The 22,968-nt window shown below is 65.3% G+C and carries 19 protein-coding genes and 2 pseudogenes; 9 read left to right on the forward strand and 12 right to left on the reverse strand.

Going from position 1 to position 22,968, the window contains the following annotated elements; all coding sequences use genetic code 11:
- The first annotated feature begins 6 nt into the window (after window positions 1–6).
- Window positions 7–837, forward strand: coding sequence for a DegV family protein (locus tag ACZY1I_RS15190; protein WP_463755278.1), 831 nt, complete (start codon window positions 7–9; stop codon window positions 835–837).
- 4 nt (window positions 838–841) lie between these two features.
- On the opposite strand, the gene ACZY1I_RS15195 is transcribed toward ACZY1I_RS15190, so the two are convergent.
- From ACZY1I_RS15195 to ACZY1I_RS15225, 7 genes are all read right to left on the reverse strand, one after another.
- A complete protein-coding gene (locus tag ACZY1I_RS15195) occupies window positions 842–2,368 on the reverse strand; it encodes a PecA family PE domain-processing aspartic protease (protein ID WP_463755279.1) in 1,527 nt (508 codons plus the stop codon).
- Between the two features lie 100 nt (window positions 2,369–2,468).
- On the reverse strand, window positions 2,469–5,378 hold the full coding sequence (locus ACZY1I_RS15200; protein WP_463755280.1) for an MMPL/RND family transporter: 2,910 nt from the start codon (window positions 5,376–5,378) through the stop codon (window positions 2,469–2,471).
- Window positions 5,375–5,830: an MmpS family transport accessory protein gene (locus tag ACZY1I_RS15205; protein WP_463755281.1), complete on the reverse strand. Its 456-nt coding sequence runs from the start codon at window positions 5,828–5,830 to the stop codon at window positions 5,375–5,377. Before ACZY1I_RS15205 ends, ACZY1I_RS15200 begins: the two co-directional genes overlap by 4 nt.
- Before the next feature lie 181 nt (window positions 5,831–6,011).
- A complete protein-coding gene (locus tag ACZY1I_RS15210; RefSeq protein ID WP_463755282.1) occupies window positions 6,012–7,061 on the reverse strand; it encodes an NAD(P)H-dependent amine dehydrogenase family protein in 1,050 nt (349 codons plus the stop codon).
- Window positions 7,062–7,090: 29 nt separating this feature from the next.
- Entirely contained in the window at window positions 7,091–7,513 is a 423-nt protein-coding gene (locus ACZY1I_RS15215) for a PPOX class F420-dependent oxidoreductase (RefSeq protein ID WP_463755284.1), read from the reverse strand.
- A gap of 4 nt (window positions 7,514–7,517) precedes the next feature.
- The gene (locus ACZY1I_RS15220) at window positions 7,518–8,624 is read right to left on the reverse strand and encodes an acyl-CoA dehydrogenase family protein (protein ID WP_463755285.1); all 1,107 of its coding nucleotides are present in this window, start codon (window positions 8,622–8,624) and stop codon (window positions 7,518–7,520) included.
- 7 nt (window positions 8,625–8,631) lie between these two features.
- Complete coding sequence (locus ACZY1I_RS15225; RefSeq protein ID WP_463755286.1) at window positions 8,632–9,789, reverse strand: acyl-CoA dehydrogenase family protein; 1,158 nt, start codon at window positions 9,787–9,789, stop codon at window positions 8,632–8,634.
- A 193-nt stretch (window positions 9,790–9,982) separates the two neighbouring features.
- Between ACZY1I_RS15225 and ACZY1I_RS15230 the strand changes: the two genes are divergently transcribed.
- From ACZY1I_RS15230 to holA, 3 genes are read left to right on the forward strand one after another with little or no spacing between them, the layout of a single operon-like run.
- Window positions 9,983–10,870: a ComEA family DNA-binding protein gene (locus tag ACZY1I_RS15230; RefSeq protein WP_463755287.1), complete on the forward strand. Its 888-nt coding sequence runs from the start codon at window positions 9,983–9,985 to the stop codon at window positions 10,868–10,870.
- 5 nt (window positions 10,871–10,875) lie between these two features.
- Complete coding sequence (locus tag ACZY1I_RS15235; RefSeq protein WP_463755288.1) at window positions 10,876–12,453, forward strand: ComEC/Rec2 family competence protein; 1,578 nt, start codon at window positions 10,876–10,878, stop codon at window positions 12,451–12,453.
- A gap of 30 nt (window positions 12,454–12,483) precedes the next feature.
- Window positions 12,484–13,458 (forward strand): DNA polymerase III subunit delta, encoded by a 975-nt coding sequence (gene holA / locus ACZY1I_RS15240; protein WP_463755727.1) that lies wholly within the window; start codon window positions 12,484–12,486, stop codon window positions 13,456–13,458.
- 30 nt (window positions 13,459–13,488) lie between these two features.
- Here the strand turns inward: holA and rpsT are convergent, their stop codons facing one another.
- Entirely contained in the window at window positions 13,489–13,752 is a 264-nt protein-coding gene (gene rpsT / locus ACZY1I_RS15245) for a 30S ribosomal protein S20 (protein ID WP_463755289.1), read from the reverse strand.
- A gap of 143 nt (window positions 13,753–13,895) precedes the next feature.
- Here rpsT and ACZY1I_RS15250 point away from each other — a divergent pair, with 143 nt between their 5' ends.
- Genes ACZY1I_RS15250 through ACZY1I_RS15260 form a run of 3 tightly spaced genes read left to right on the forward strand, consistent with a single transcriptional unit; the run spans window position 13,896 to window position 17,427 of the window.
- Window positions 13,896–15,593, forward strand: a complete 1,698-nt coding sequence (locus ACZY1I_RS15250; protein ID WP_463755290.1) for a circularly permuted type 2 ATP-grasp protein — start codon at window positions 13,896–13,898, stop codon at window positions 15,591–15,593.
- On the forward strand, window positions 15,593–16,588 hold the full coding sequence (locus tag ACZY1I_RS15255) for an alpha-E domain-containing protein (RefSeq protein WP_463755291.1): 996 nt from the start codon (window positions 15,593–15,595) through the stop codon (window positions 16,586–16,588). The genes ACZY1I_RS15250 and ACZY1I_RS15255 overlap by 1 nt, the downstream gene beginning before the upstream one ends.
- A complete protein-coding gene (locus tag ACZY1I_RS15260) occupies window positions 16,588–17,427 on the forward strand; it encodes a transglutaminase family protein (protein WP_463755292.1) in 840 nt (279 codons plus the stop codon). Before ACZY1I_RS15255 ends, ACZY1I_RS15260 begins: the two co-directional genes overlap by 1 nt.
- A 27-nt stretch (window positions 17,428–17,454) precedes the next feature.
- On the opposite strand, the pseudogene ACZY1I_RS15265 reads toward ACZY1I_RS15260, so the two are convergent.
- From ACZY1I_RS15265 to ACZY1I_RS15275, 3 genes and pseudogenes are all read right to left on the reverse strand, one after another.
- Window positions 17,455–17,919 (reverse strand): annotated as a pseudogene (locus ACZY1I_RS15265) (PE family protein); the annotation flags it as partial.
- A gap of 467 nt (window positions 17,920–18,386) precedes the next feature.
- Window positions 18,387–18,731, reverse strand: a complete 345-nt coding sequence (locus ACZY1I_RS15270; protein ID WP_463755293.1) for a PE family protein — start codon at window positions 18,729–18,731, stop codon at window positions 18,387–18,389.
- Between the two features lie 155 nt (window positions 18,732–18,886).
- Window positions 18,887–19,729 (reverse strand): ribonuclease Z, encoded by an 843-nt coding sequence (locus ACZY1I_RS15275; RefSeq protein WP_463755294.1) that lies wholly within the window; start codon window positions 19,727–19,729, stop codon window positions 18,887–18,889.
- 202 nt (window positions 19,730–19,931) lie between these two features.
- On the opposite strand from ACZY1I_RS15275, the gene ACZY1I_RS15280 reads away from it, so the two are divergent.
- Window positions 19,932–20,360, forward strand: a complete 429-nt coding sequence (locus ACZY1I_RS15280) for a CBS domain-containing protein (RefSeq protein ID WP_463755295.1) — start codon at window positions 19,932–19,934, stop codon at window positions 20,358–20,360.
- A 23-nt stretch (window positions 20,361–20,383) separates the two neighbouring features.
- On the opposite strand, the gene ACZY1I_RS15285 is transcribed toward ACZY1I_RS15280, so the two are convergent.
- Window positions 20,384–20,998 (reverse strand): type II toxin-antitoxin system PemK/MazF family toxin, encoded by a 615-nt coding sequence (locus ACZY1I_RS15285; protein ID WP_463755296.1) that lies wholly within the window; start codon window positions 20,996–20,998, stop codon window positions 20,384–20,386.
- A 44-nt stretch (window positions 20,999–21,042) separates the two neighbouring features.
- Between ACZY1I_RS15285 and lepA the strand changes: the two are divergent.
- Window positions 21,043–22,967: pseudogene (gene lepA, locus ACZY1I_RS15290) on the forward strand (translation elongation factor 4).
- Window position 22,968: the final 1 nt, after the last annotated feature.

A 22,968-nucleotide genomic window follows, 5' to 3' on the forward strand; every position in this document is an offset into this window, starting at 1 on the left:
CTGACCATGCCCGTTCAGGTGGTCACTGATACCTCGTCGCGCCTGCCGGCCGAATTGCGCGACAAGTGGGCGATCCGCGAGATCCCGTTGCACATCCTGCTCGACGGCGCCGACTTGCGTGACGGGGTCGATGAAATTCCCGAGGACATCCACAAGCGGCAAGCCACCACCGCAGCAGCCACCCCGGCCGAGTTGCGCGCTGCCTACCAACGGGCGCTGGACGACAGCGATGGCGATGGCGTAGTGGCAGTGCATATTTCGTCGGGTCTGTCGGGGACGCACCGCGCCGCCCAACTGACCGCTGCCGGTCTGGGGCCCGCGGTGCGAGTCATCGATTCCAAATCCACCGCAATGGGAACCGGTTTCGCGGTGCTCAGTGCTGCGCAAGCGGCGGCCGACGGCGCCGATCTGGACGCGGTCGCTGCCGCCGCGGTCGACGCCGTGCGGCGCACGCACGCGTACATGATGGTGCACCGACTGGACAATCTGCGCCGCAGCGGGCGCATCGGGGGCGCTAAGGCATGGCTGGGCACGGCACTGGCACTCAAGCCGCTATTGCATATCGAGGACGGCGAACTTGTTCTGGCGCAACGTGTACGGACCGCCAAGGGCGCAGTCACCGCAATGATCGACCAGGTCTGCGCGGTGGTGGGGCAGCGCCCGGCCGCGCTCGCCGTGCATCACGTCGTCAACCCCGACGGTGCGCGGGAGGTGGCGGCCGCCTTGGCCGAGCGGCTACCGGACTGTGAACCGGCGATCATCACGCCGTTGGGTCCGGTGCTGGCGTTGCACGTGGGTGCCGGAGCACTGGCGGTCTGCCTGCAGGTGGCGCCGTGATGCGTCAGACCTGATAGTCGAAGATCGTCGTGCCCACCGCGTCGTTGTTCCAGATGTAGATCGGTAGCTGGGCAAACGGGTAGTACCCGGTATTGAAGACGTAGATGTTGTTCGGTGTCGCGGACCCCACAACCAGCGGGGTGTCGGCCACGGTGACTGTCTGCGTGTAGAGCGGCACGCCGTTGATCGTGAACACGCTGATGACGGTTCCCGCAGGCAGATGATTCCCGACCGAAAGGCCCGGCACCAGTGATTGTGGGATGGCGCCGCCTGCCCCGCCGGAATCGATGAAAGCGCCTACGGTCTGGGGCAATTCGTTGTTGATCTGTACTTGCACGACGGTTCTCGGAGCTCCGTCCAGCTGGACGAGGGGCGGCAGTGGATTGGGCCCGAACTCCATCATGCCGCGCGGGAAATTGATCAGCACACCCTCATTCATGGTGCCCGGCAGCGCGGCGGTCACTGGGGTGCTGAACGGAAACCCGTCGTTGGGGCCGACACCGAGATAGGCCGGCAGCAGTGAGACATTGACCGGGTTGCTCGGCGAGTTCAGATAGGCCGAGGTGGCGACGCCGATCGTGGTTGGCGCGGTGGTTATTCCATTCCCGAAATTCAAGGGTGTCTGATACGTCTGATAACTGACGAAAAGGGCGCCGCCGTAACTGACGCTGCCCGACCCGGTCGGCGGACCGAAGGCCGCGAGGTCGACGTACTGCGGCGGGACGACCAGTCCGGTGGCGCCGGAGTCGACGATGACGGGCATGGTCGGCCCGCCGCCGACGGACACATTCAGGGTCGGGTTGCCGAACTGATCGGGGTAGATCAGCGTCTGGTTCGCCGCGAGTTGCGTACTGATCCCCGCGGTGCCGGGCAGTCCCAGCAGGCCACCGCGACCGCCCGCGCCGCCGATGCCGCCGGGTCCGCTGGCCCCGCCGGTACCGCCGATGCCGATCAGGCCCGCAGAGCCACCGGCGCCACCCGGCATGCCACCGTAAAGGCTGCCGCCACCGGTGCCGCCGTTGCCCAGCAGCAAACCGCCGGCGCCGCCCTGGCCGCCGGCTACCCCGAACCGGGTGCTGACGCCGCCGGTGCCGCCGTCGCCAAACAACCAGCCGCCGGCACCGCCGGGTGTGCCCACCCCTTGGGCGTTGGTGTAGCCCGAAGCACCGTCACCGAACAGGGGCCGTCCGGTAACCCGCACCAAGGGGTCATTGACGAGGTGGGAGGCGTCCGAGACGAGTTGCCGGCCGATCGCGATTTCGGCGGCGACATACGAACGCCCAGCTTCTCCCAACCTGAGCAGAAATTGTTCGTAGGACGTGGCGAACTGCTTGGCAGCTGCCTGATACTGCTGGCCGTGCTCGGCAAAAAGCGTCGCCACCGAAGTCGAGATCTCGTCGGCGCTGGCGGGAATCAAACTCCCGGTGGGCACCAGGGCAAGGTTGTTCCGCGAGTAGAGCGTCGCGCCGATCTGCTCCAAATCCGTTGTTGCCGAGAAGAACACCTCAGTTGACACGGTCACGAACGGCACGGGAGTTCCCTCCTTCGTCGAACGCAGCCGCCAACACGGATGTGGCAGTGCAGCCGAAGCCTACCGCCGAAGGGCCGTTCGGCGATATGGCGCTAGAGGCTCACGCCGTCGCTTGCGACCCCACCGGTCGCTTGGCATTGTCCCCGCGCGGATGCACGACTTGCGGCCACCAGAACCACCGTCCCAGCAGCGTCGCGATTGACGGCATCAACAACGTACGCACGATCAAGGTGTCGAGCAGCAGACCGATACACACGGTGGATCCGAACTGGCCCAGCACCGTCAGATCACTGCCCAGCATGGACGCCATGGTGAAGGCGAACACCAAGCCCGCGGACGTCACCACGCCGCCGGTGCCGGCCATCGATCGAATGATCCCCGTCTTGCGGCCGGCGTGGATTTCTTCCTTGAACCGCGAGACCAGCAACAGGTTGTAGTCCGAACCCACGGCCAACAGGATGATGACCGACAGCGCCATCACGATCCAGTGGATCCTGATGCCGAACAGGTCCTGCCAGATCAGCACGGACAACCCGAACGATGCGGCGATCGAGCTGGCCGCGGTCCCCACGATGACCAGTGCCGCGACCGCACTTCGGGTGAGCAGCAACATGATCATGAAGATCAGCGTCAGCGCCGATACCACCGCGATCATCAGGTCGTACTTGGCGCCGTCGTGCATGTCCTTGAAGGTTGCGGCGGTGCCACCGAGATACACCTTCGCGTCCGACAGCGACGACATCTTGAGGCCCTCCTGCGCGGCCGTCCGTTCCGACTCGACGCGCGAGATACCCTCCGGCGTCATCGGATCGCCCTGATGGGTGATGAAGAAGCGCGCCGACTTGCCGTCGGGAGACAGGAACATTCGCAGTCCGGTCTTGAAGTCCGGGTTGTCGAACGCTTCCGGTGGCAGGTAGAACATGTCGTCGTTCTTGGACTGATCGAAGCTCTGCCCCATCACGATGGCGGTGTTGCTCATCGCCTCCATCTGATTGATCATCGTCGAGAACGTCGAATACATCGTCAGCGTGAGGCCGTGCGTGATCTTGAGCGTGCTGATCATCTGCGGAAGCAACACCAGCATCTCGTGCGTAGCTGAAGCCGTGCGGGCGATGTCATCGCTGAGGATGTGGAACTGCCCGGCGAGCTGGTCGAACCCGTCCAGCGAGTCGAAAAGGGACCGTAGCGTCCAGCAGACCGGAACGTCGAAACAGTGCTTGTCCCAATAGAAGTAGGACCTGATCGGCCTGAAGAAATCGTCGAAGTCCGCGATGTGGTTTCGCAGCGAATCGGTGATGTCGCGGGTGTCGGCCGTGGTCTTAGCACTGTCGTCGGCAGCACTCGAAAGATGTTGGGTCACCTGGTACATGCGTTCGGTGGTTTCGATCATGAACTGCATGGCGTCGGCCATCTTGAGCATGTCGGCCATCCGGTCCTTCAGAAAGCTCATGTTCTGCATGGTCGTCTGACTCTGCACGCTGTTCTGAAATGGTATGGAGCTGTGCTGAATTGGAATACCCAGCGGCCTGGTGATGTCCTGCACCATCGCGATGCCCACTGTTCGCATCACGTTCTTGGCCACCCGGTCCAGCACCAGCATGTCGGCCGGATTTCGCATGTCGTGGTCGGCCTCGACCATCAACATGTCCGGGTTCATGCGTGCCTGCGAGAAATGCCGGTCCGCGGCCGCCTGACCGATGTTGGACGGCGCGGAGGTCGGCAGGTAGTAGCGGTCGTTGTAGCTCGTCTTGAAGCTCGGCAGCGCGACCATACCGACCAGGACGACGGCGCCACTGACGGCCAGAACCGGTGCGGGCCAACGCACCACCGCTGTGCCGACACGTCGCCACAGCCGGCCTTGCTTGCGTGCCCGCTTGGATTCGAAGAGGTGCATCTTGCTGCCCAGGAAGACCACCGCGGGTCCCAGGGTGAGCCCGGCCAACACCACGACCACCATGCCGATCGCGACCGGCGCGCCCATGGTGTTGAACCAGGGCAAGCGGGTGAAACTCAGGCAGTAGGTGGCGCCGGCGATCGTGAGACCGGATCCCAAGACGACCGGGGCCACCCCCCGAAATGTCGTGTAGTAAGCGGTTTCTCGATCCTCACCCGCCCGTAGCGCCTCTTGATATCGGCCGACCAGGAAGATTCCGTAGTCGGTTCCCGCGGCGATGGCCAGCATGGTGAGAATGTTGGCGGCGAATGTGGTGAGGCCGAATGCATTGTTATAGCCGAGAACCGCGACGATTCCGCGTGCTGATGCCAACGCGACGAAGGTCATGAACAGCTGCACCAACGTCGTGACGATGGAGCGGTAGACCAGTAGCAACATGATGGCGATCGCCCCGAGGGTGAACAAGGTGATCGTCGCCAAACTGGCGTTGCCGATGAGGTGCATGTCGTCGCTGAGCGCCGCGGGCCCGGTCACGTACGCCTTGACGCCCTGCGGCGCCTGGGTGTGATCGATCACCTTGCGGACGGCATCGACCGAATCGTTCGCCAGCGTCGTGCCCTGGTTGCCGGCCACGTTGAGCATCACGTAAGCGCCCTTGCCGTCGGCGCTCTGGGCTCCCGCCGCGGTCAGTCGGTCGCCCCAGAAGTTCTGGATGTGCTGGATGTGCTTGTGATCCTGCTCCAGTTGGCGGATCAGGCTGTCGTAGTACCGGTGGGCATCTTCGCCGAGGGGTTGCTGACCCTCCAGCACGATCATGACCGTGCTGTTGGAGTCGAACTCCCGGAAGTTGTGGCCCAGGCGCATCATCGCTTCCATCGACGGCGCGTCCAGCGGGGTCATCGGCGCGGAGTGCGCCTCGCCCACGACTTCGAGTGTGGGAACCAGGACGTTCACCAGGACGGTCAGGACCACCCAGGCCAGAATGATCGGCACCGCGAGGATGCGGATGGCGTGCGGGATGAACGGCCGGTGCGGGCGCGCGGTGGTCTCGCCACGGTCCACCTGGATTGGCGCCGTGTCATCGGCGTTTACGCGAGTGGTGTCGAGATCGCTCATGCGGACTTCACCAGGCAGAAGGTCTGGGGGTTGACGCCGTCAGATTTCTGTTCCTCGCGTACGACACCGTCGACGCTGATGCGGCAGCGGATGTTGCTGCCGTCGCTCTGCGCCACGATGTTGGCGCTCACCGAAGGCAATGTCGTCGAGATCGTGAATGACCAGGGCAGCGGGGCCGCGTTGACTTGGTGGGTGTTGGCATCGGCATCCCAGTAGTTGATGTTGGCGGTGTCCCCGGACGACCCGAAGATCTCATAGAGCACCACCTTCGGGTTGAACTGCACGATCTCGATTCCCTGACCGGCGTTGGCGTTGAGGTCCTCGGAGCCGAACACCTTGTGCAGGCGCCATACGACGAGTGCCGATACGCCCAGCACCACCACGAGCACCAGGGGGATCCACCCCATTTTGAGGGCGCGAGTAGCGCGACCCACGGTCGGACTAGACCCCATCGCCACCGCCTTCTACGAGTGTTCAGCTCCTGAACCCTGAGGGTTGTAACGCCACGATGCAGAGCTTGCTTCCCTCGGCGTCAAAATTAGCCGAAAAGAATCTTTGCTCGGCTAAGTACATTAGCGCTTAGTGCACGCGAGCGTTCCTCGGGGTGGCGGGCATGTGCGCAACGACACACAGCTACCGCGCCACCTTGCCGGTGACCGGCGGTAGGTCGGCCAGCGTCGCGATGCCGGGCCTGGCGGCTACCACCGCGGGGACCGCATTAGTGACCGGCAGGGCGGTGTAGATCATGCCTAGGCCCATGAATCCGGGCTCCTTCCAGTCCTTGGGCGGCAGACAGTGCAGCACGGTGCGCATGTTGGGCAGCCCGAACACCTGGATGACATGCCCATGCTCGAGCGGCTTCGGCGGCTTCACGTGATCGCCCATGGTCCAGTTGAAACCGACGCTGACGATATTGCGGTCGCCCTCCCAGCCGCGGTGATAGCCGTGCACGCCGCCGACCGTGCCGGCCGGGATCTGCATGAAGCCCAGGTCGGTGTCGCCGGTGGCGGCGGTGAACGTGACATCGAAGGTCATCCGGTCCAGCTTCGCGCCGATGGCGTCCGCCATCATGGCGGCTGATTCGGCGAACACCTCGCTCTCCCGTCGGACGTTCTCCGCCAGGCCCGGGGTGTCGGGGTCCTGCGAGAACCCCATCGCCGTCTGCGTTTCTGCCGACTCGTAGGTCGAGCAGTCGACGGATTCGGTGATCCGGATCTCGTCGACGCGCTCGCAGGAGCCACTGAGCACCATGGCGACCATGTTCGTCATCCCGGGGTGCGCGCCACTACCGAAGATGGTTGAGTTGCCGCGTTCGCAGGCCGCGATGATGCGCTCGCGGTCCTGCGGGGTCTGCTTGCCGCCGGTGATCCAGGCCGCACTGGAACACACGTTGACTCCCGATTCCAGCAGCCGGACCAGCTCATCGATGTTGGGCCACAACGGGTTATAGCAACATGCGTCCGCGCCGAGCGCGATCAGCGCGTCGATGTCGTTGGTGGCTTGCACGCCGGTCGGCACCGGCCAACCCGACAGGTCGGCGGCGTCGATACCGATCTTGTCGGCTCCGTGCGCGTACACGCCGACGAGTTCCATGTCGGGTCTGCCGATGATCGCGTGCAGGGAACGCCGCCCGATGTTTCCGGTGGTCCACTGGATCACGCGAAGGGGACGTGCTGTGCTCATCGGGTGCTCCTTCTTCGGTACGACTCGCTTCAGTCGCTGATGTGAAAACCGGCGATGACTTTGGTCGGCGACACCCGCACCACCACTTCGCCAGGAACAGCGTTGCGGCGGGCGAACTCGTCGGCGCGATCGGCGCCCATGTACCGCCCACCGGTGCGGGTGGCTATATCGAGCACGTCCTGAGGGTCATCGGAGACGGCCGCCAACCCCTGCACCTGTACGAAGGAGTAGGGCGGGTGCGGGTCGTCGACGCAGATGGCAACCCGAGGATCCCGTTGCACGGCACGGCCTTTCGGGGTGTGCAGTTCGGTGTTGAACGCGAGCTCGCCGCCGTCCACGACGAACCACACCGGCGTCACCAGGGGACGGCCGTCGGAGGCGACGAACGCCAGCATGCCCGTCCTGGTGCCCTCCGACAGGAAGGCGACTACCTTGTCCGACAGCTCGGCCACGCGATCAGATCTTGATCAGGTCGTAGTCGCCGATGTGGTCGATGAGAACCCGCAGCTGATCCTGAGCGGAACCCAGCGTGTGATCGATGGCGGTGAGCCGGGCGCTGTAGTGGCCGACCGGATATTCGGCCGTCATGCCGATGCCGCCGTGCAACTGGATCGCTTCCTGACTGATATGCCGGCCCGACCGTCCGATCTGCAGTTTCGTGCGGGCGGCGATCACCGGATCGAAATTGCCGTCGGCGATCGAGATCGCGGCGTAGAGGTTCATGCTGCGCGCCAATTCCAGCGACACATACATGTCGGCCGCACGCTGGGTGAGCGTCTGGAATTTATTGAGCGTGACACCGAACTGCTTGCGCGCCTTGAGATAATCGGTGGTCAGCCGCAGCGCTTCTTCCATGGCGCCGAGAGCCTCGGCGGCCAGCGACGATTGGATCCGCGTGATGGCGTTGCGGATGGCGTCCGAGGCGTCAGCGGCATCGCCCAGCGGTTCGGCGGCCGCGTCGTCGAGGTCGATCTGAGCGCCGCGCTGTCCGTCGAAGGTCGCGAAAGATTTGCGGCTGACGGCATCCGCATCGACCAGGAACAGTCCGGTGCCGCCGTCCGGTAAGGCGGCACTGACGATCAGCTTCTCGGCGCAGTCTCCGGCCAGCACCGGGTTCTTGCGTCCGCTGATGGTCCACGAATCACCTTGCTGCACAGCGCGAGTGGTGACGTCAGCGGTGGGGGTGCGGTGTCCCGGCTCGAGGTGGGCGAAGGCCAGCAGCAGCTGACCCGCGGCGACCTCGTCCAGCAATTCCTTCTGCGCGTCGGTGCCCAGTTCGGCGATCAGGGCGCCGGGTGCCAACGCGGCGTGCAGGATCGGCTCGGGCGCCAGCCGACGGCCGACTTCGGTGAGTACCACCATGATCTCGAGCTGCCCGGCTTCTTCCGGGTCGAACCCGAGGCCGAGAATCCCGATGTCGGCCAACTGGCTCCAGACGTCGCGACTCCAACCGAGCTCGGTGGCGATCACCTTGTTGCGGCTCTCGGTGTCGTAGGTGCGAGACAGCAGCTCGCGGGTGGTGTCGCGCAGCAGCGCCTGCTCTTCGCTCAACTGAAAGTCCATGACTGCCTCACAATCCCAGAATGGTGGACGAGATGATGTTGCGCTGAACTTCGTTGCTACCGCCGTAGATTGAGGTCTTGCGGTAATTGAGGTAATGCGGAGCGCTGCCCTGCGCCCACGACGGCGACGAAATGTCATCACCGTTGACCGGCAGCGCGTCGGGGCCGGCAACCTCGACGAGCAACTCGGTGGCGATCTGTTGCAGTTGGCTGCCACGCAGTTTGAGGACCGAGGAAGCCGGGTTGGGCTTGCCGCCCACCGAGCCCGAGACGACCCGGGCCTGCGTGAGCTCCAATGCCAGCACTTCGGTTTCGGCTTCGGCCAGCCGCGCGGCGAACAGCGGGTCTTCGAGTAATCCTGTCTCGGCGGCGTGCCGCTTCACTTCGGCGAGACGAACCTTGGTCCGGCCGACCTGGGCGATTCCGGTGCGCTCGTTGCCGAGTAGGAACTTTGCGTAGCTCCAGCCTTGATTCTCTTCTCCGACAAGCTGATTGGCGGGCACCCGGACATCGTCGAAGAACACTTCGTTGACTTCGACGCCACCGTCGATCAATTTGATCGGCCGCCAGGTGACGCCCGGGGTGTCCATTTCGAAAAGCAGGAACGAGATGCCGGCCTGACGCTTGGGCGCCTGCGGGTCGGTGCGCACCAGGCAAAAGATCCAGTCCGCATACTGGCCCAGCGTCGTCCACGTCTTCTGCCCGTTGACCACGTAGCTCTCGCCGTCGCGGACCGCGGTGGTGCGCAGCGAGGCAAGGTCTGAGCCGGCTTCGGGCTCAGAGAAGCCCTGGCACCACCAGATGTCCATGTTCGCCGTCGGGGGCAGGAAACGCTGCTTGATCTCTTGCGACCCGAACTCGGCGATCACCGGGCCCACCATCTTGGTGTTGAAGTTCAACGGCTCGGGAACACTGGCCAACTGCATCTCGTCGGTCCAGATTTGGAATTGAGTAGGCGTCCAATCCTTTCCGCCCCACTCGACCGGCCAGTTCGGCACCGCGAGTTCATGCTCGTGCAGCAGCTTGTGGTTGGCGACGACGTCGTCGCGGGTCAGGTGTTCGCCCTTCCGTACGCGGTCACGTATCTCGGCCGGGATCTTGGTGTTGTAAAACTCACGAAGCTCGTCGCGGAATGCGGCTTCGTCGGGTGTGAGCGCCAGCTTCATCGGCAGCCTCCTCTGTCCGGGGGGAACGCGGGGCTTGTTTGAAGACGAATTGTCCTGCCCTGATCGTTCCGCACTTCCATCTTTGCGCACGCGGTTGAGCGGCTGTGCACAGCCTCCGGTTAGTCCACAGGCGGTCGCTGCGCGCCCGTGTGTAGAGGTTCGCTTGGCGGTGGTCGCACCTACGGTCGGGCACATGCGCATAGAACTCCCTGCCGAGCGACTACACCGACGTCTCAATAGCGAGAGCCGCCTCGACAGCGAGGAAGGCGCCGACCTGTCCGCGAAAGTTGAACCCGCCACCGACGCCGATTCGGCCAAAGATCCCGACGAGGATCCGAATTCGCTGCTACCGCGCTGGGTGCCGGCCGATGCTGATGATCAAGGTTGGGTGGCGAAGCTGCGCGCCGACCCGGGGCGCGCCGGCGCCATCGCGTTGGCGGTGGTCGCCGCCCTTGCGGTCCTGATCACGGTATTCACGTTGGTACGCGACCGGCCTGCACCGGTTACCTCGGCCAAACTGCCTCCGGTAGAACGGGTTTCGTCGGCCAATCCGCGCTCGTCGGCCAGTGCCGGGCCGGCCGCCGGTGCAGACCGGCCGGTGGTCGTCAGCGTGGTTGGGCTGGTGCCCAAGCCCGGGTTGTTCACGTTGGCGCCGGGGGCACGGATTGCCGACGCACTGCAAGCAGCCGGCGGTCCGCTGGCAGGCGCGGACACCATGGGGCTCAACATGGCCCGCCCGGTGGGTGACGGTGAGCAGATTGTCGTCGGTTTAGCCCCTGCAGCGGGCAAGCCCACAGTGCTCGGCAGTTCCGTTGGCACGGGCGGTCCCGCGGCGCCGCCCGCCACTCCGACCACCTCGGTCAAGGCGAAGACCGCGCCACAACAGGGGCAGGTTCTCGACCTCAACACCGCGACCGTGGAGCAATTGGACGGCCTGCCTGGGGTGGGGCCGGTGACCGCCGCCGCGATCGTGGCTTGGCGCCAAGCCAACGGACGGTTCACCAATGTGGATCAGCTCGCCGATGTCGACGGCATTGGTCCGGCGCGGCTGGACAAGCTGCGTGCCCTGGTCCGTGTCTGACACCCATGGGCGGCGGCTCGAGCCGGGCTGTCGGTGGCCCGATGACGCCGATGGACGTGCGACTGGTGCCGGCCGCAATCACCAGCTGGATCGTGACGGCAGCCGGCGCAGTGTGGCAGGTCGGCGGCCTGCTGGCGGGATGCTCGCTGGTAATCGCCGTCGCCTCGGGCGCGCGGTTTTGGTGGGCGACCCGACGGCCCGGACCGACCGCGTTGGCCGGTATCAGCGCGGGACTGGTGGCGGTCGGTGTGGTGGGCGCGGGGTATGGGGTGGCGATCGCACTGCGCGCCAATGCGGTCGCTCACCACCCGATTACCGCGGCGTTCGGCACCGCTGTGCCGGTGACGGTGGTACCCAGCGAAAGCGCATTGGGCCTGGGCCGCGGCAGGTTGATGTTCCGGGCGACCCTACTGCGACTGGGTGACGACGAAATGTCCGGTCGCGTAGTGGTTTTCGCGCGGGAAGACGCGGAGGTCGAGCCGACAGTGGGACAGCCGGTGCAATTCACCGCGCGGATCAGCCGGCCGACCCGCCACGATCTGACCGTCGCGGTGCTCAACGTGTCCGGTCGGCCTGACGAGGGCCGTGCCGGCCCGCTGCAGCGGGCGGCGCACACCGTGCGGAGCCGATTCGCCACGACGGTGCGCACGGTGTTGCCCGCCGATCAGGCGGCGATGCTGCCGGCACTGGTGCTCGGGGACACCTCCTTGGTTGCCGCGGGCACCAGCGGGGAATTTCGCAGTGCGGGGATGACGCATCTGACTGCGGTCTCGGGGGCCAACGTCACGATCGTGTGCGCGGCCATGCTGCTGTCGGCACAGCTGATCGGCAGGCGAGCCGCAGTGGTGTCGGCCGGTGTGGCGCTGGTGGCGTTCGTCATCGTCGTGCAGCCGACGGCCAGCGTCTTGCGGGCGGCCGTGATGGGCGCGATCACGTTGTTGGCGATGTTGTCGTCGCGGCGTCGGCAAGCGATTCCGGCTCTGTCGACGACGGTATTGGTGTTGTTGGCCGCGGCACCGCACCTGGCCGTCGACCTGGGCTTCGCGCTGTCGGTGGTCGCGACAGCCGCGTTGGTGGTCATCGCGCCGGCGTGGTCCGGTCGCCTGGTCGGCCGAGGCTGGCCGAAACCTCTGGCGGACGCGGTCGCGATTGCCGGGGCCGCCCAACTGGTCACCGCGCCGTTGGTCGCTGCGATCTCTGGACGGTTCAGCCCGGTTTCCGTCGTCGCCAACCTGGTGGTTGCGCCCGTGATCGCGCCGATCACCGTACTGGGCAGCGCGGCTGCGGTCGTGGCGGTTTGCTGGCCGGCCGGCGCTGGGTTGCTGATCCGGTTCTGCGGGCCCGAGGTGTGGTGGGTGCTGCGCGTCGCACACTGGGCTGCCGGTGTGCCGGGAGCCAGCGTGTCAGTGCCGTCTGGGGTGCCGGGCCTGATCGTGGTCGGTTGCGCCACGTTGATGGGCGTCGCGCTGTGTCGATGGCGATCGTTTCGGGCGGTGCTGGCCTGGGCCGCCGCGGTCGCTGTTGTCTGCTTGCTCGCCTGGACCGTGTCCGGAGCGGTCGCAAGCGTCGTCGGAGCTTCGTGACACCATCTTGGGGTGAACGAGGTTTCGCCGTTGCACCTGGTGCTGGGGGAAGAAGATCTACTGATCGAGCGTGCCGTCCAGCAGGTGCTGCGGTCGGCCCGGCAGCAGGCGGGTGCGGGCCGATCCGCCGGAAACTCCGGCTCGGCAATAGCCGATGTGCCGGTGAATCGGTTGCGGGCGGGCGACGTCAGCACCTACGAACTCGCCGAACTGCTGAGCCCATCCCTATTCGCCGAGCAGCGGATCGTGGTGCTGGAGGCTGCCGGTGAGGCGGGCAAGGATGCGGCCGCGTTGGTCGCCTCGTCCGCCGCGGACTTGCCGTCGGGAACCATGCTGGTGGTCGTGCATTCCGGCGGGGGACGGGCCAAGGCACTGGCCGGCGAGTTGAAGTCTCTGGGTGCACAGGTGCATCCCTGCGCCCGGATCACCAAACCCGGTGAACGGGCCGATTTCGTCCGCGCCGAGTTTCGCTCACTGAAGGTCAAGGTGGGCGCGGACACGGTGACGGCCCTGCTCGACGCGGTGGGCTCCGACATCCGTGAGCTCGCGTCGGCCTGTTCCCAACTGGTCGCCGACACCGGCGGTGCCGTCGACGCCGACGCGGTCCGGCGCTATCACAGTGGCAAGGCAGATGTGAAGGGCTTCGACATCGCCGACAAGGCCGTGGCCGGCGACGTGGCGGGGGCAGCGGAAGCCCTGCGGTGGGCGATGATGCGCGGCGAGCCGCTGGTCGTGCTCGCCGATGCGCTGGCCGAAGCCATCCACGCGATCGGTCTGGTGATGTCGCAGTCCGGCGACCCGTACCGGCTGGCCGGGCAACTGAAGATGCAGCCGTGGCGGGTGCAGAAGGCGCAGAAACAGTCCCGGCGCTGGTCGCGCGACAGCTTGGCCACCGCAATGCGGTTGGTCGCCACGCTCAATGCGAATGTGAAAGGGGCCGCAGCGGACGCCGACTACGCGTTGGAATCCGCGGTGCGGCAGGTTGCAGAGTTGGCCGCAGACTGAGGGCGGACTGCAATCAGCGAAGGCGCTGAATCAGCCGAGCTTGTTGAGTGCGTGCGCCAAGGCCGACTTCTTGTTGGCGGCCTGGTTCTTGTGGATCACGCCCTTGCTGGCTGCCTTGTCCAGCTTGCGGTTGGTCGACGCCAGCAACTCGGTCGCCTTGTCCTTCTCGCCGGCGTGAGTGGCCTCGCGGAATGCGCGAATGGCCGTACGGAGCGAAGACTTCACCGACTTATTGCGCAGCCGGGCGCGCTCGTTGGTGAGGATGCGCTTCTGCTGCGACTTGATGTTGGCCACGCGTCAGTTCCTTATTTTCAGTAGTCGATGGGCTTTGCTCGGGCGTCCCTGCAACCCGTTAGCGAATCCTCAGGTTATCAGTGAGTTACGTTTTCGCCCAAAAGAGGAACTCTAGGTCTGCCAGTAACCGGGATTGGGGCAGCATGACACAGGTGAGTCTTCCGAACCAGATCGCAGCAACCAGGCACAGGCCGCGCAGATCCGAACGCATCTTCGAGGGCTACAACACGACCAACGACTATGGGTTGGCGTTCGACGAGATGTTCGATGCGCAGGGCAACGTGCGGGGCCCCTACAAGGGCATTTACGCCGAATTGGCCCCTGCGGACGCCTCAGATCTCAAGGCTCGCGCCGACGCGCTGGGGCGCGCATTCATCGACCAGGGCATCACGTTCTCCTTGTCTGGCCAGGAGCGTCCGTTCCCGTTGGACCTGGTGCCGCGAGTGATCTCGGCGGCCGAGTGGACCCGCTTGGAGCGGGGCATCATTCAGCGCGTCAAGGCCCTCGAGATGTACCTCGACGACATCTACGGCGACCAGGAGATTCTGCGCGACGGTGTCATCCCGCGCCGGCTGATCACCTCGTGTGAGCATTTTCACCGCGAGGCTGTCGGGATCGTGCCGCCGAATGGCGTCCGAATCCACGTCGCCGGCATCGACGTCATCCGCGACGAGCGCGGCGACTTCAGGGTGCTCGAGGATAACCTTCGCTCCCCTTCGGGTGTGTCCTACGTCGTGGAGAACCGGCGCACGATGGCGCGCGTCTTTCCGAACCTGTTCGCCACCCACCGGGTGCGTACGGTCGACGACTACTCCTCGCACCTGCTGCGGGCGCTACGCAACTCGGCGGCCACCAACGAAGCCGATCCCACCGTCGTGGTGCTGACACCCGGTGTCTACAACTCGGCCTACTTCGAACATTCGCTGCTCGCCCGGCAGATGGGTGTCGAGCTGGTCGAGGGCCGCGACCTGTTCTGCCGCGACAACCAGGTCTACATGCGCACCACTGAGGGGGAGCGCCAGGTCGACGTCATCTACCGGCGTATCGACGACACTTTCCTGGACCCATTGCAGTTCCGGGCCGACTCGGTGCTCGGGGTCGCCGGGCTGGTGAACGCGGCCCGCGCCGGCAACGTCGTCATCTCCAGCTCGATCGGCAACGGGGTCGGTGACGACAAGCTGGTGTACACCTACGTACCCACCATCATCGAGTACTACCTGCGGGAGAAGCCGCTGCTGGCCAACGTCGATACCTATCGGTGCTGGCTGGACGACGAACGGGAAGAGGTGCTGGACCGCGTTCGCGAGCTGGTGATCAAGCCGGTCGAGGGATCCGGCGGTTACGGCATCGTGTTCGGCCCGGAAGCGTCCGAGGAGGAGCTGGCGACTATCTGCAAGAAGATCCGCGACGATCCGCGTAGCTGGATTGCCCAGCCAATGATGGAGCTGTCGACCGTGCCGACCCGGATCGCCGGCAACTTGGCCCCGCGGTACGTCGACCTGCGACCTTTCGCAGTCAACGACGGCAACGACGTGTGGGTGCTGCCCGGTGGGCTGACCCGTACGGCGTTGGTCGAGGGATCCCGGGTGGTCAATTCCAGTCAGGGCGGCGGATCCAAGGACACCTGGGTGCTTGCGCCGCGCACTTCGACTGTCGACCGGGAGTTGGGTCGCGCCGAAGTAGTGCGGTCGCTGCCGCAGTCGGTGCCCGAGCAGAACTCCGACGATGCACCGCCGGCACCCGCGCAGCCGCCGCAACAGGTCCGCCCGTCCAAGAACGGCGAACAGAATCACCAGCAGGAGCAAGAACAGCAGCAACAGCAGCAGCGGGTGATCGACTGATGCTCGCCCGCAACGCTGAAGCGCTGTACTGGATCGGTCGCTACGTAGAGCGGGCCGATGACACGGCACGCATTCTGGACGTCGCCGTGCACCAGTTGCTGGAGGATTCCAGCGTCGACCCGGACCAGGCGTCGCGGGTTTTGCTACGGGTGTTGGGCATCGAGCCCCCGGAGCACCGACTCGACGTCTGGTCGTTGACCGACCTGGTCGCCTTCAACCCCGACACCGAAGGTGGCTGTTCGATCGTTGATTCGATCTCGGCGGCACGGGAAAACGCAAGGTCGGCAAGGGAAGTCACGTCCAGTGAGACCTGGGAGTGCATCAACACGACCTATCATGCGCTTCCCGAGCGTGAGCGGGCCGCGAAACGTCTTGGGCCGCATGAGTTCCTATCGTTCATCGAAGGTCGCGCGGCGATGTTCGCCGGTCTGGCCGACTCCACCCTGTCTCGTGATGACGGGTACCGCTTCATGGTGCTGGGTCGCGCGATCGAGCGGGTGGATATGACTGTGCGCCTGCTGCTTTCGCGGGTGGGGGACAGCGCATCATCGCCGGCGTGGGTCACGCTGCTGCGGTCGGCGGGCGCGCACGACACCTACCTGCGGACTTACCGGGGCGTGCTGGACGCGGCCCGGGTGGTCGAGTTCATGATGCTCGACCGGTTATTCCCACGGTCGGTCTACTACTCGCTGAGACTGGCCGAACATAATCTCGAAGAGTTGCTGCACAATCCGCACAGTCGCGTCGGTGCGACAACCGAAGCGCAGCGGCTACTCGGTCAGGCCCGCAGTGAACTCGAGTTCCTACAGCCTGGCGTTTTGCTCGAGTCGCTGGAGAGTCGACTCGCCGGCTTGCAGGCAACGTGCCGAGATGTAGGAGATGCGTTGTCGCTGCAGTACTTTCACGCAACACCGTGGGTGGCGTGGACGGATGCCCGGCAGCGCGAAATTCTGGCGGACAGTTTGGAAACTGTTGACAGTCAAGGAGAATCCTGATGTGGCGGATGCGGGTGGTGCACACCACCGGATATGCCTACCAGTCGCCGGTGACTGCGTCGTACAACGAAGCCCGGCTGACGCCGCGCTCCAACACCCGGCAGAACGTCGTGCTCAATCGCGTCGAGACCATCCCGGCAACCCGGTCTTACCGCTACATCGATTACTGGGGGACAGCGGTCACAGCATTCGACTTGCATGCCCCGCACGCCGAATTGACCGTCACGTCGTCGTCGGTGGTCGAGACCGAACTACCGGAGTCGCCCGCCACGAAAGCCAGTTGGAAAGAGCTGGAGTCGATGGCCGTGATCGATCGATTCGACGAGGTGTTGCGTCCCACCGGTTACACGCCGACCAGCGAACGTGTTGCCGCAGTGGGTAAGCGGATTATGAAGAACCACGACCCCACGGAGGCCGTCGTCGCGGCGGCCCGATGGGCGCGCAGCGAATTGGATTACCTGCCCGGCACCACCGGCGTGCAGTCGTCGGGGCTCGACGCGCTGGAACAAGGCAAAGGCGTGTGTCAGGATTTCGCGCACCTGACGTTGATTGTGTTGCGCAGCATGGGGATTCCAGGACGCTACGTTTCCGGCTATCTGTACCCCAAGCGCGACGGCAAGATCGGCAAAGCTGTCGAAGGCCGCAGTCACGCCTGGATTCAGGCCTGGACCGGCGGCTGGTTGAACTACGACCCGACCAATGACACCGACATCACCGAGCAGTACATCAGTGTGGGAGTCGGCCGGGACTACGCCGATGTGTCGCCGTTGAAGGGCATCTACTCCGGGTTGGGAGCGACCGACCTCGACGTGGACGTCGAAATCACAAGGCTGGCTTAGCCGTCCTTTCCGGGGCTGCCGGGCGGCGCCCAGTGCGCCTCCGGCGCCTCCGGCGCCGCCGTGGCCATCCGTGCCGGAACCAAAGCCGGTGCCGCCGGCCCCGCCGTCACCGCCGTTGCTGATGAAGCGGGCGTCGCCGCCTGCGCCGCCGGGACCGCCCGCTTTGCTTTCGATGTTGCCGACGCCGCTGGCCCCGCCGCTCCCGCCGCTCCCGATGATGAAGGCGCCGTCGCCGCCTTGGCCGCCGAAGCCGCCGCCGGACCCGCCGGCGCCGCCGCCGCCGCCGCCGCCGAAAAGATTGTGGCCGACGGCGTCGCCGCCGGCACCGCCAGCGCCGCCGTTGCCGTAGAGCCAGCCGCCCGCTCCGCCGGTACCGCCGGCTCCGGCCGCGGTGCCGAGTACGCCGCCGCCGTTGCCGCCCGCCCCGCCGCTACCCAGCAGACCGGCGGCTCCGCCGCTGCCGCCTGCGGCGCCGGCCAGTGTGCTGTCGCCGCCGCGCCGGAAGTGTTTGCGGAAGCGTCAACACGTGCCGGCTGCTAGTCGGGGCCGCGCGACACGGATGCGCTTCAGACGTCGAAATCGAGTGCCGCAGCTACTCCCGTTGCCGGTGGCAGCACTTAACGGAGGCATCAAATTGCCGAGAGGCCGTCGAGTCCTCGACTGCCAGCCTTGCCGAGGATGCCGCCCGCTGATCCACCTGGGCCGCCCACGCCGGCGCTAGCGCCGTCCGAACCCGTCGACGGTGCCGCCGCTGGCGCCGTCACCGATGAGTAAGCGGCCCAGCAGTCGGCGCGTGGGCGCTTTAATCACGTTGAGCGCATATTGAAGCGGTGCGGCCGCTGATGGTCGGCCTACCCAGCGATTGCGAGAGATGCTGGAGTGGATACGACCGGGATCTGGTGCCCTAAAAAGGACCTAAAATTGCAGTTATTCCATCGGGAATGTGGACGGACTAACCGTCAGGAGCCGTGACCCAGCAGGCCGCGCACCGGCGCATTGACCCCGGCCTGCAGAGCGGACGTGGCAGCCGACTCAGCGTTGGAGTACGCCGCTCCACCACCGAAGAGTGCCTGCACAAACTTGTCGTGGAACGATTCCATCTGGCTGCTGATGTCCAGGTAGCCCTGCGCGTGCTGGCCCCAGAAGGTTGCGACTGCTGCCGACACCTGGTCGGCCGCGGCGGCCGGCACGCTGGCGGTGTGTTCCGCCGCGCGGGAGTTGGACTCATTGATCGTGGAGCCGATGCCGGACAGGTTGTTCGCGGCAGCGGCAATCGCCTCTGGCCCTGCGACAAACCACGACATCCGGCACCTTCTTAGGAAGAACGGCAGGCACGAATCGTACCGCTAGTTCACTCTAGGTTACCCGGTTTCCGTCAGGTTGGTCGCATCTGTTTGTCGGCGCGTGCGGAGTCGTGCTTCTGACGTGCAGTTATTCGACACGTGGAGCATAACGGCCGCTACCCGCGTGGGTGGACCTCGACCCGGTGCAGGTCGTCGCCGAGTTCGATCTGGCCGCTGAACTCGGAGGCCGCCAAGGCCCGCCACTGCTCCTCTTGGCCGGGCACGAGGGCCGGAACATAGTGCGTGAGGATCAGCGTGGCGATGCCGGCGCGGGCAGCGGTCGCCGCCGCCTCCTGCACCGACGAGTGGTAGTCGCAGACGTCTCGAAAGCGCTGCAGCGGGGCATTTTCGATGATGTCCTTGCGGATCACCGTGTGAACCAATGCGTCTGCGCCGGAAGATAATTCGTCCAGGCTTAGGCAGGGCACCGTGTCACCGGCCAGCACCACCGCCGCGCCCTCGAACTCGACCCGGAACCCGATGGTCGGCGCGACCGGGCGGTGGTCGGTGGGGGCAACCCGGATCGTCACGCCGTCGCGGTCCCATACCGGGCCCTCGGTGTACTCGTGGACCTCGATCGGTGGCGGCGCGTTCAGGTCGTCGTGGTGAGCGATGCGGTAGCTGATGTCACGGCCGAAGGCCTTGAGCATCGCTTCGACCACCTCGGCGGTCCCCGGTGGCCCGATAATCTGCAGCGGTGGGGGATCGGGCGTGAATTTCGTTATCCAGCTAGTGATGATCACGTCGCCGAGTTCGGCGATGTGATCACTGTGCAGGTGAGTGAGCAGTAGGGCGGACAAGCCTGCCGCACCAACACCTACGGCCGCGGAGCGCTGCAGCACCCCACGCCCGCAGTCCACCAGGAACACCTGCCCACCCGCCCGTATCAGCGTGGCGGGGCCGGCGCGGTTCGGGTCGGGGACCGGACTTCCAGTTCCGAGCAGGGTGACCTCGATCATGGCCACATCCTTGCAAGTCGATTCGGTCGGTCGCGGCTTAACGGCGAAAGTCCATCGCCGAATCTTGCCCACGTGACGAACCTGTCGCGCTCCAGTGACGGTTCGGCCGCCACCTGACACGGGGTTCGGGGGGTGGCTTTCCTGCTCAGCGACTTGGCCGTAGCCTGGGTGTGAATCGGATCACAACCGGGCGGAGGGCTTGATGCGGATCGCGGACGTCTTGCGAAACAAGGGTGCGGCGGTGACGACGATCAACCCCGACGCGACGGTCCGGGAACTGCTCGCCGGCCTGGCTGAGCAGAACATCGGCGCCATGGTCGTGGTGGGTGATGAAGGTGTGGTCGGCATCGTTTCGGAGCGCGACGTCGTTCGTGAGCTGCACGTGCACGGGGCCAGCGTGCTGTCTCGCCCGATTTCCAAGATCATGACGAAAGCCGTCGCCACCTGCACGAAGACCGACACTGTCGACAGCATCAGCGTGTTGATGACCAAGAACCGAGTCCGTCACGTGCCGGTTCTCGACGGCAAGAAATTGATCGGCATCGTCAGCATCGGCGATGTGGTGAAGACGCGCATGGGCGAGCTCGAGGCCGAACAGGCGCAGCTGCAGTCCTACATCACGCAGGGTTGAATCGGGCTCGCAGACGAAAAGTTCTAACGCCAGGCGAAGTCTGAGCGCAGGCGGGCAGCCACCACTTCGAAGGTCTCGCGTTCCAGAATCGCGCCTTCGCGCCGGATGCCCTCTTCGGGTATGTCGAGCACACGATCCAGCCGCACCCAGCTTGGCCGGCCCTCGTAATCCCAATCGCCCGAACCGATTCCAACCCAATCCCGGTCGCCGGAGTGGCGCTCCTGGCTGGACAGCATGAGCCCCAGAAGGCCATTGCGTTCCCGTCCCACGACGAGCACGGGTCGGTCTTTGCCTTGCGACGGATTGTCCTCGTAGACCACCCACGTCCACACGATCTCGCCAGGGTCGGCCCGGCCATCGAGATCCGGTGCGTAAACCACTTTGCGGGCCCGCTGAGCGGTGGGGAAGCTCGTCTTCGTCACGGGCCGGCCGGTCTCGAGCTCGACCGGCGGTGCCGGTAGGCCCATCGCCACGACGTGCGCGGTGACCTTCACTGCCTGCTGGATGGTCCGCAGCGTCTCCTGCGTGTTCTGCAGACCCCGAACAACCTTCGGGGCCTCGTTGAACACGAGGTTGCCCGCGATGCGCTGAAACGTCTTCCACTGTGACGTGCCGGGCGACGTGTTGTCCGGTGCCATGTTCGCAGCATAGACGCGCGTCTGGCCGCGCATCGAACTCAGCAATTGTGTTCCGGCCGTTCTGCCCAGATACCCTGGGCATACTCGTTGACCGCCCAACCAGGAGATTCCCATCAGCAGTTTCGCCGACAAAACTTTCACGCCGCCGGCGCAGATTCGGAACTTCTGCATCATTGCCCACATCGACCACGGCAAGTCGACGCTGGCAGACCGCATGCTGCAGCTGACCGGGGTGGTCGCAGACCGCGACATGCGGGCCCAGTACCTGGACCGCATGGACATCGAGCGGGAGCGCGGAATCACCATCAAGGCGCAGAACGTGCGGCTGCCCTGGAAGTTGTCCAGCGGGGTGGACGCCGGAAAAGAATTTGTCCTGCACCTGATCGACACTCCGGGCCACGTCGACTTCACCTACGAGGTGTCACGCGCGCTGGAGGCCTGTGAGGGTGCCGTGCTGCTCGTTGACGCTGCACAGGGGATCGAGGCCCAGACACTGGCGAACCTGTACCTGGCACTCGACCGCGACCTGCACATCATCCCGGTCCTCAACAAGATCGATCTACCTGCCGCCGACCCGGACCGCTACGCGGGTGAGATCGCACACATCATCGGCTGCGAGCCCAGCGACGTGCTGCGGGTGTCCGGCAAGACCGGCGAAGGGGTGGGCGACCTCCTCGACCACGTGGTGCGGGAAGTGCCTGCGCCGCAGGGCGATGCCGACGGCCCCACGCGCGCAATGATCTTTGACTCCGTGTACGACATCTATCGCGGTGTGGTGACGTATATCCGAGTGATCGACGGCAAGATCACCCCGCGCGAGCGGATCGCGATGATGTCGACCGGCGCCACGCACGAGTTGCTCGAAGTCGGCATCGTCTCGCCCGACCCGAAGCCCAGCGTGGGCCTCGGCGTCGGCGAGGTGGGCTACCTGATCACCGGGGTGAAGGACGTCCGTCAGTCCAAGGTCGGTGACACCGTGACAACGGCCCGCCATGGCGCCAAAGAGGCGCTGACGGGCTATCGCGAACCCAGGCCGATGGTCTACTCAGGGCTTTATCCCGTCGACGGCTCCGACTACCCGAACCTGCGCGATGCGCTGGACAAGCTACAGCTCAACGATGCGGCCCTGACGTATGAGCCGGAGACGTCGGTGGCGCTGGGCTTCGGGTTCCGCTGCGGCTTCCTCGGCCTGCTGCACATGGAGATCACCCGTGAGCGGCTGGAGCGCGAGTTCGACCTGGACCTGATCTCCACCTCGCCCAACGTGGTCTACCGGGTCGAGAAGGTGGATAACACCGAGATCGTGGTGACCAACCCGTCGGACTGGCCGGAAGGCAAGGTCAACGCCGTCTTCGAGCCCATCGTCAAGACCACCATCATCACGCCGAGCGAATTCATCGGCACCATCATGGAACTGTGTCAGTCGCGGCGCGGCGAGTTGGGCGGCATGGATTACCTGTCGCCCGAGCGGGTGGAGATGCGCTACACAATGCCGTTGGGGGAGATCATCTTTGACTTCTTCGACTCGTTGAAATCGCGAACCCGCGGCTACGCCAGCCTCGACTACGAGGAGTCGGGCGAGCAGGAAGCCGAACTGGTCAAGGTCGACATTCTGTTGCAAGGCGAGGCCGTCGACGCGTTCAGCGCGATCGTGCACAAAGACGGGGCCGCGGCATACGGCAACAAGATGACCACCAAGCTCAAGGAACTGATCCCGCGCCAGCAGTTCGAAGTGCCGGTGCAGGCCGCGATCGGATCGAAAATCATTGCCCGCGAGAACATTCGAGCTATCCGCAAGGACGTGCTGTCCAAGTGCTACGGCGGTGACATCACCCGCAAGCGCAAGCTGCTGGAAAAGCAGAAGGAGGGCAAGAAGCGGATGAAGACCATCGGGCGGGTCGAGGTCCCGCAAGAAGCCTTTGTGGCGGCGTTGTCCTCCGATGCGGCGGGCGAAAAGGGCAAGAAGTAGG

This window comes from Mycobacterium sp. IDUB_37 (assembly GCF_055419245.1).

Bases quoted from the DNA above. Each gene is read 5' to 3' on its own strand.
- ACZY1I_RS15190 (WP_463755278.1), top strand. From the start codon at position 7: ATGCCCGTTCAGGTGGTCACTGATACCTCGTCGCGCCTGCCGGCCGAA.
- ACZY1I_RS15200 (WP_463755280.1), bottom strand. From the start codon at position 5,378: ATGAGCGATCTCGACACCACTCGCGTAAACGCCGATGACACGGCGCCA.
- ACZY1I_RS15205 (WP_463755281.1), bottom strand. From the start codon at position 5,830: ATGGGGTCTAGTCCGACCGTGGGTCGCGCTACTCGCGCCCTCAAAATG.
- ACZY1I_RS15210 (WP_463755282.1), bottom strand. From the start codon at position 7,061: ATGAGCACAGCACGTCCCCTTCGCGTGATCCAGTGGACCACCGGAAAC.
- ACZY1I_RS15220 (WP_463755285.1), bottom strand. From the start codon at position 8,624: ATGGACTTTCAGTTGAGCGAAGAGCAGGCGCTGCTGCGCGACACCACC.
- ACZY1I_RS15225 (WP_463755286.1), bottom strand. From the start codon at position 9,789: ATGAAGCTGGCGCTCACACCCGACGAAGCCGCATTCCGCGACGAGCTT.
- ACZY1I_RS15230 (WP_463755287.1), top strand. From the start codon at position 9,983: ATGCGCATAGAACTCCCTGCCGAGCGACTACACCGACGTCTCAATAGC.
- ACZY1I_RS15235 (WP_463755288.1), top strand. From the start codon at position 10,876: ATGGGCGGCGGCTCGAGCCGGGCTGTCGGTGGCCCGATGACGCCGATG.
- ACZY1I_RS15250 (WP_463755290.1), top strand. From the start codon at position 13,896: ATGACACAGGTGAGTCTTCCGAACCAGATCGCAGCAACCAGGCACAGG.
- ACZY1I_RS15255 (WP_463755291.1), top strand. From the start codon at position 15,593: ATGCTCGCCCGCAACGCTGAAGCGCTGTACTGGATCGGTCGCTACGTA.
- ACZY1I_RS15260 (WP_463755292.1), top strand. From the start codon at position 16,588: ATGTGGCGGATGCGGGTGGTGCACACCACCGGATATGCCTACCAGTCG.
- ACZY1I_RS15270 (WP_463755293.1), bottom strand. From the start codon at position 18,731: ATGTCGTGGTTTGTCGCAGGGCCAGAGGCGATTGCCGCTGCCGCGAAC.
- ACZY1I_RS15275 (WP_463755294.1), bottom strand. From the start codon at position 19,729: ATGATCGAGGTCACCCTGCTCGGAACTGGAAGTCCGGTCCCCGACCCG.
- ACZY1I_RS15280 (WP_463755295.1), top strand. From the start codon at position 19,932: ATGCGGATCGCGGACGTCTTGCGAAACAAGGGTGCGGCGGTGACGACG.
- ACZY1I_RS15285 (WP_463755296.1), bottom strand. From the start codon at position 20,998: ATGGCACCGGACAACACGTCGCCCGGCACGTCACAGTGGAAGACGTTT.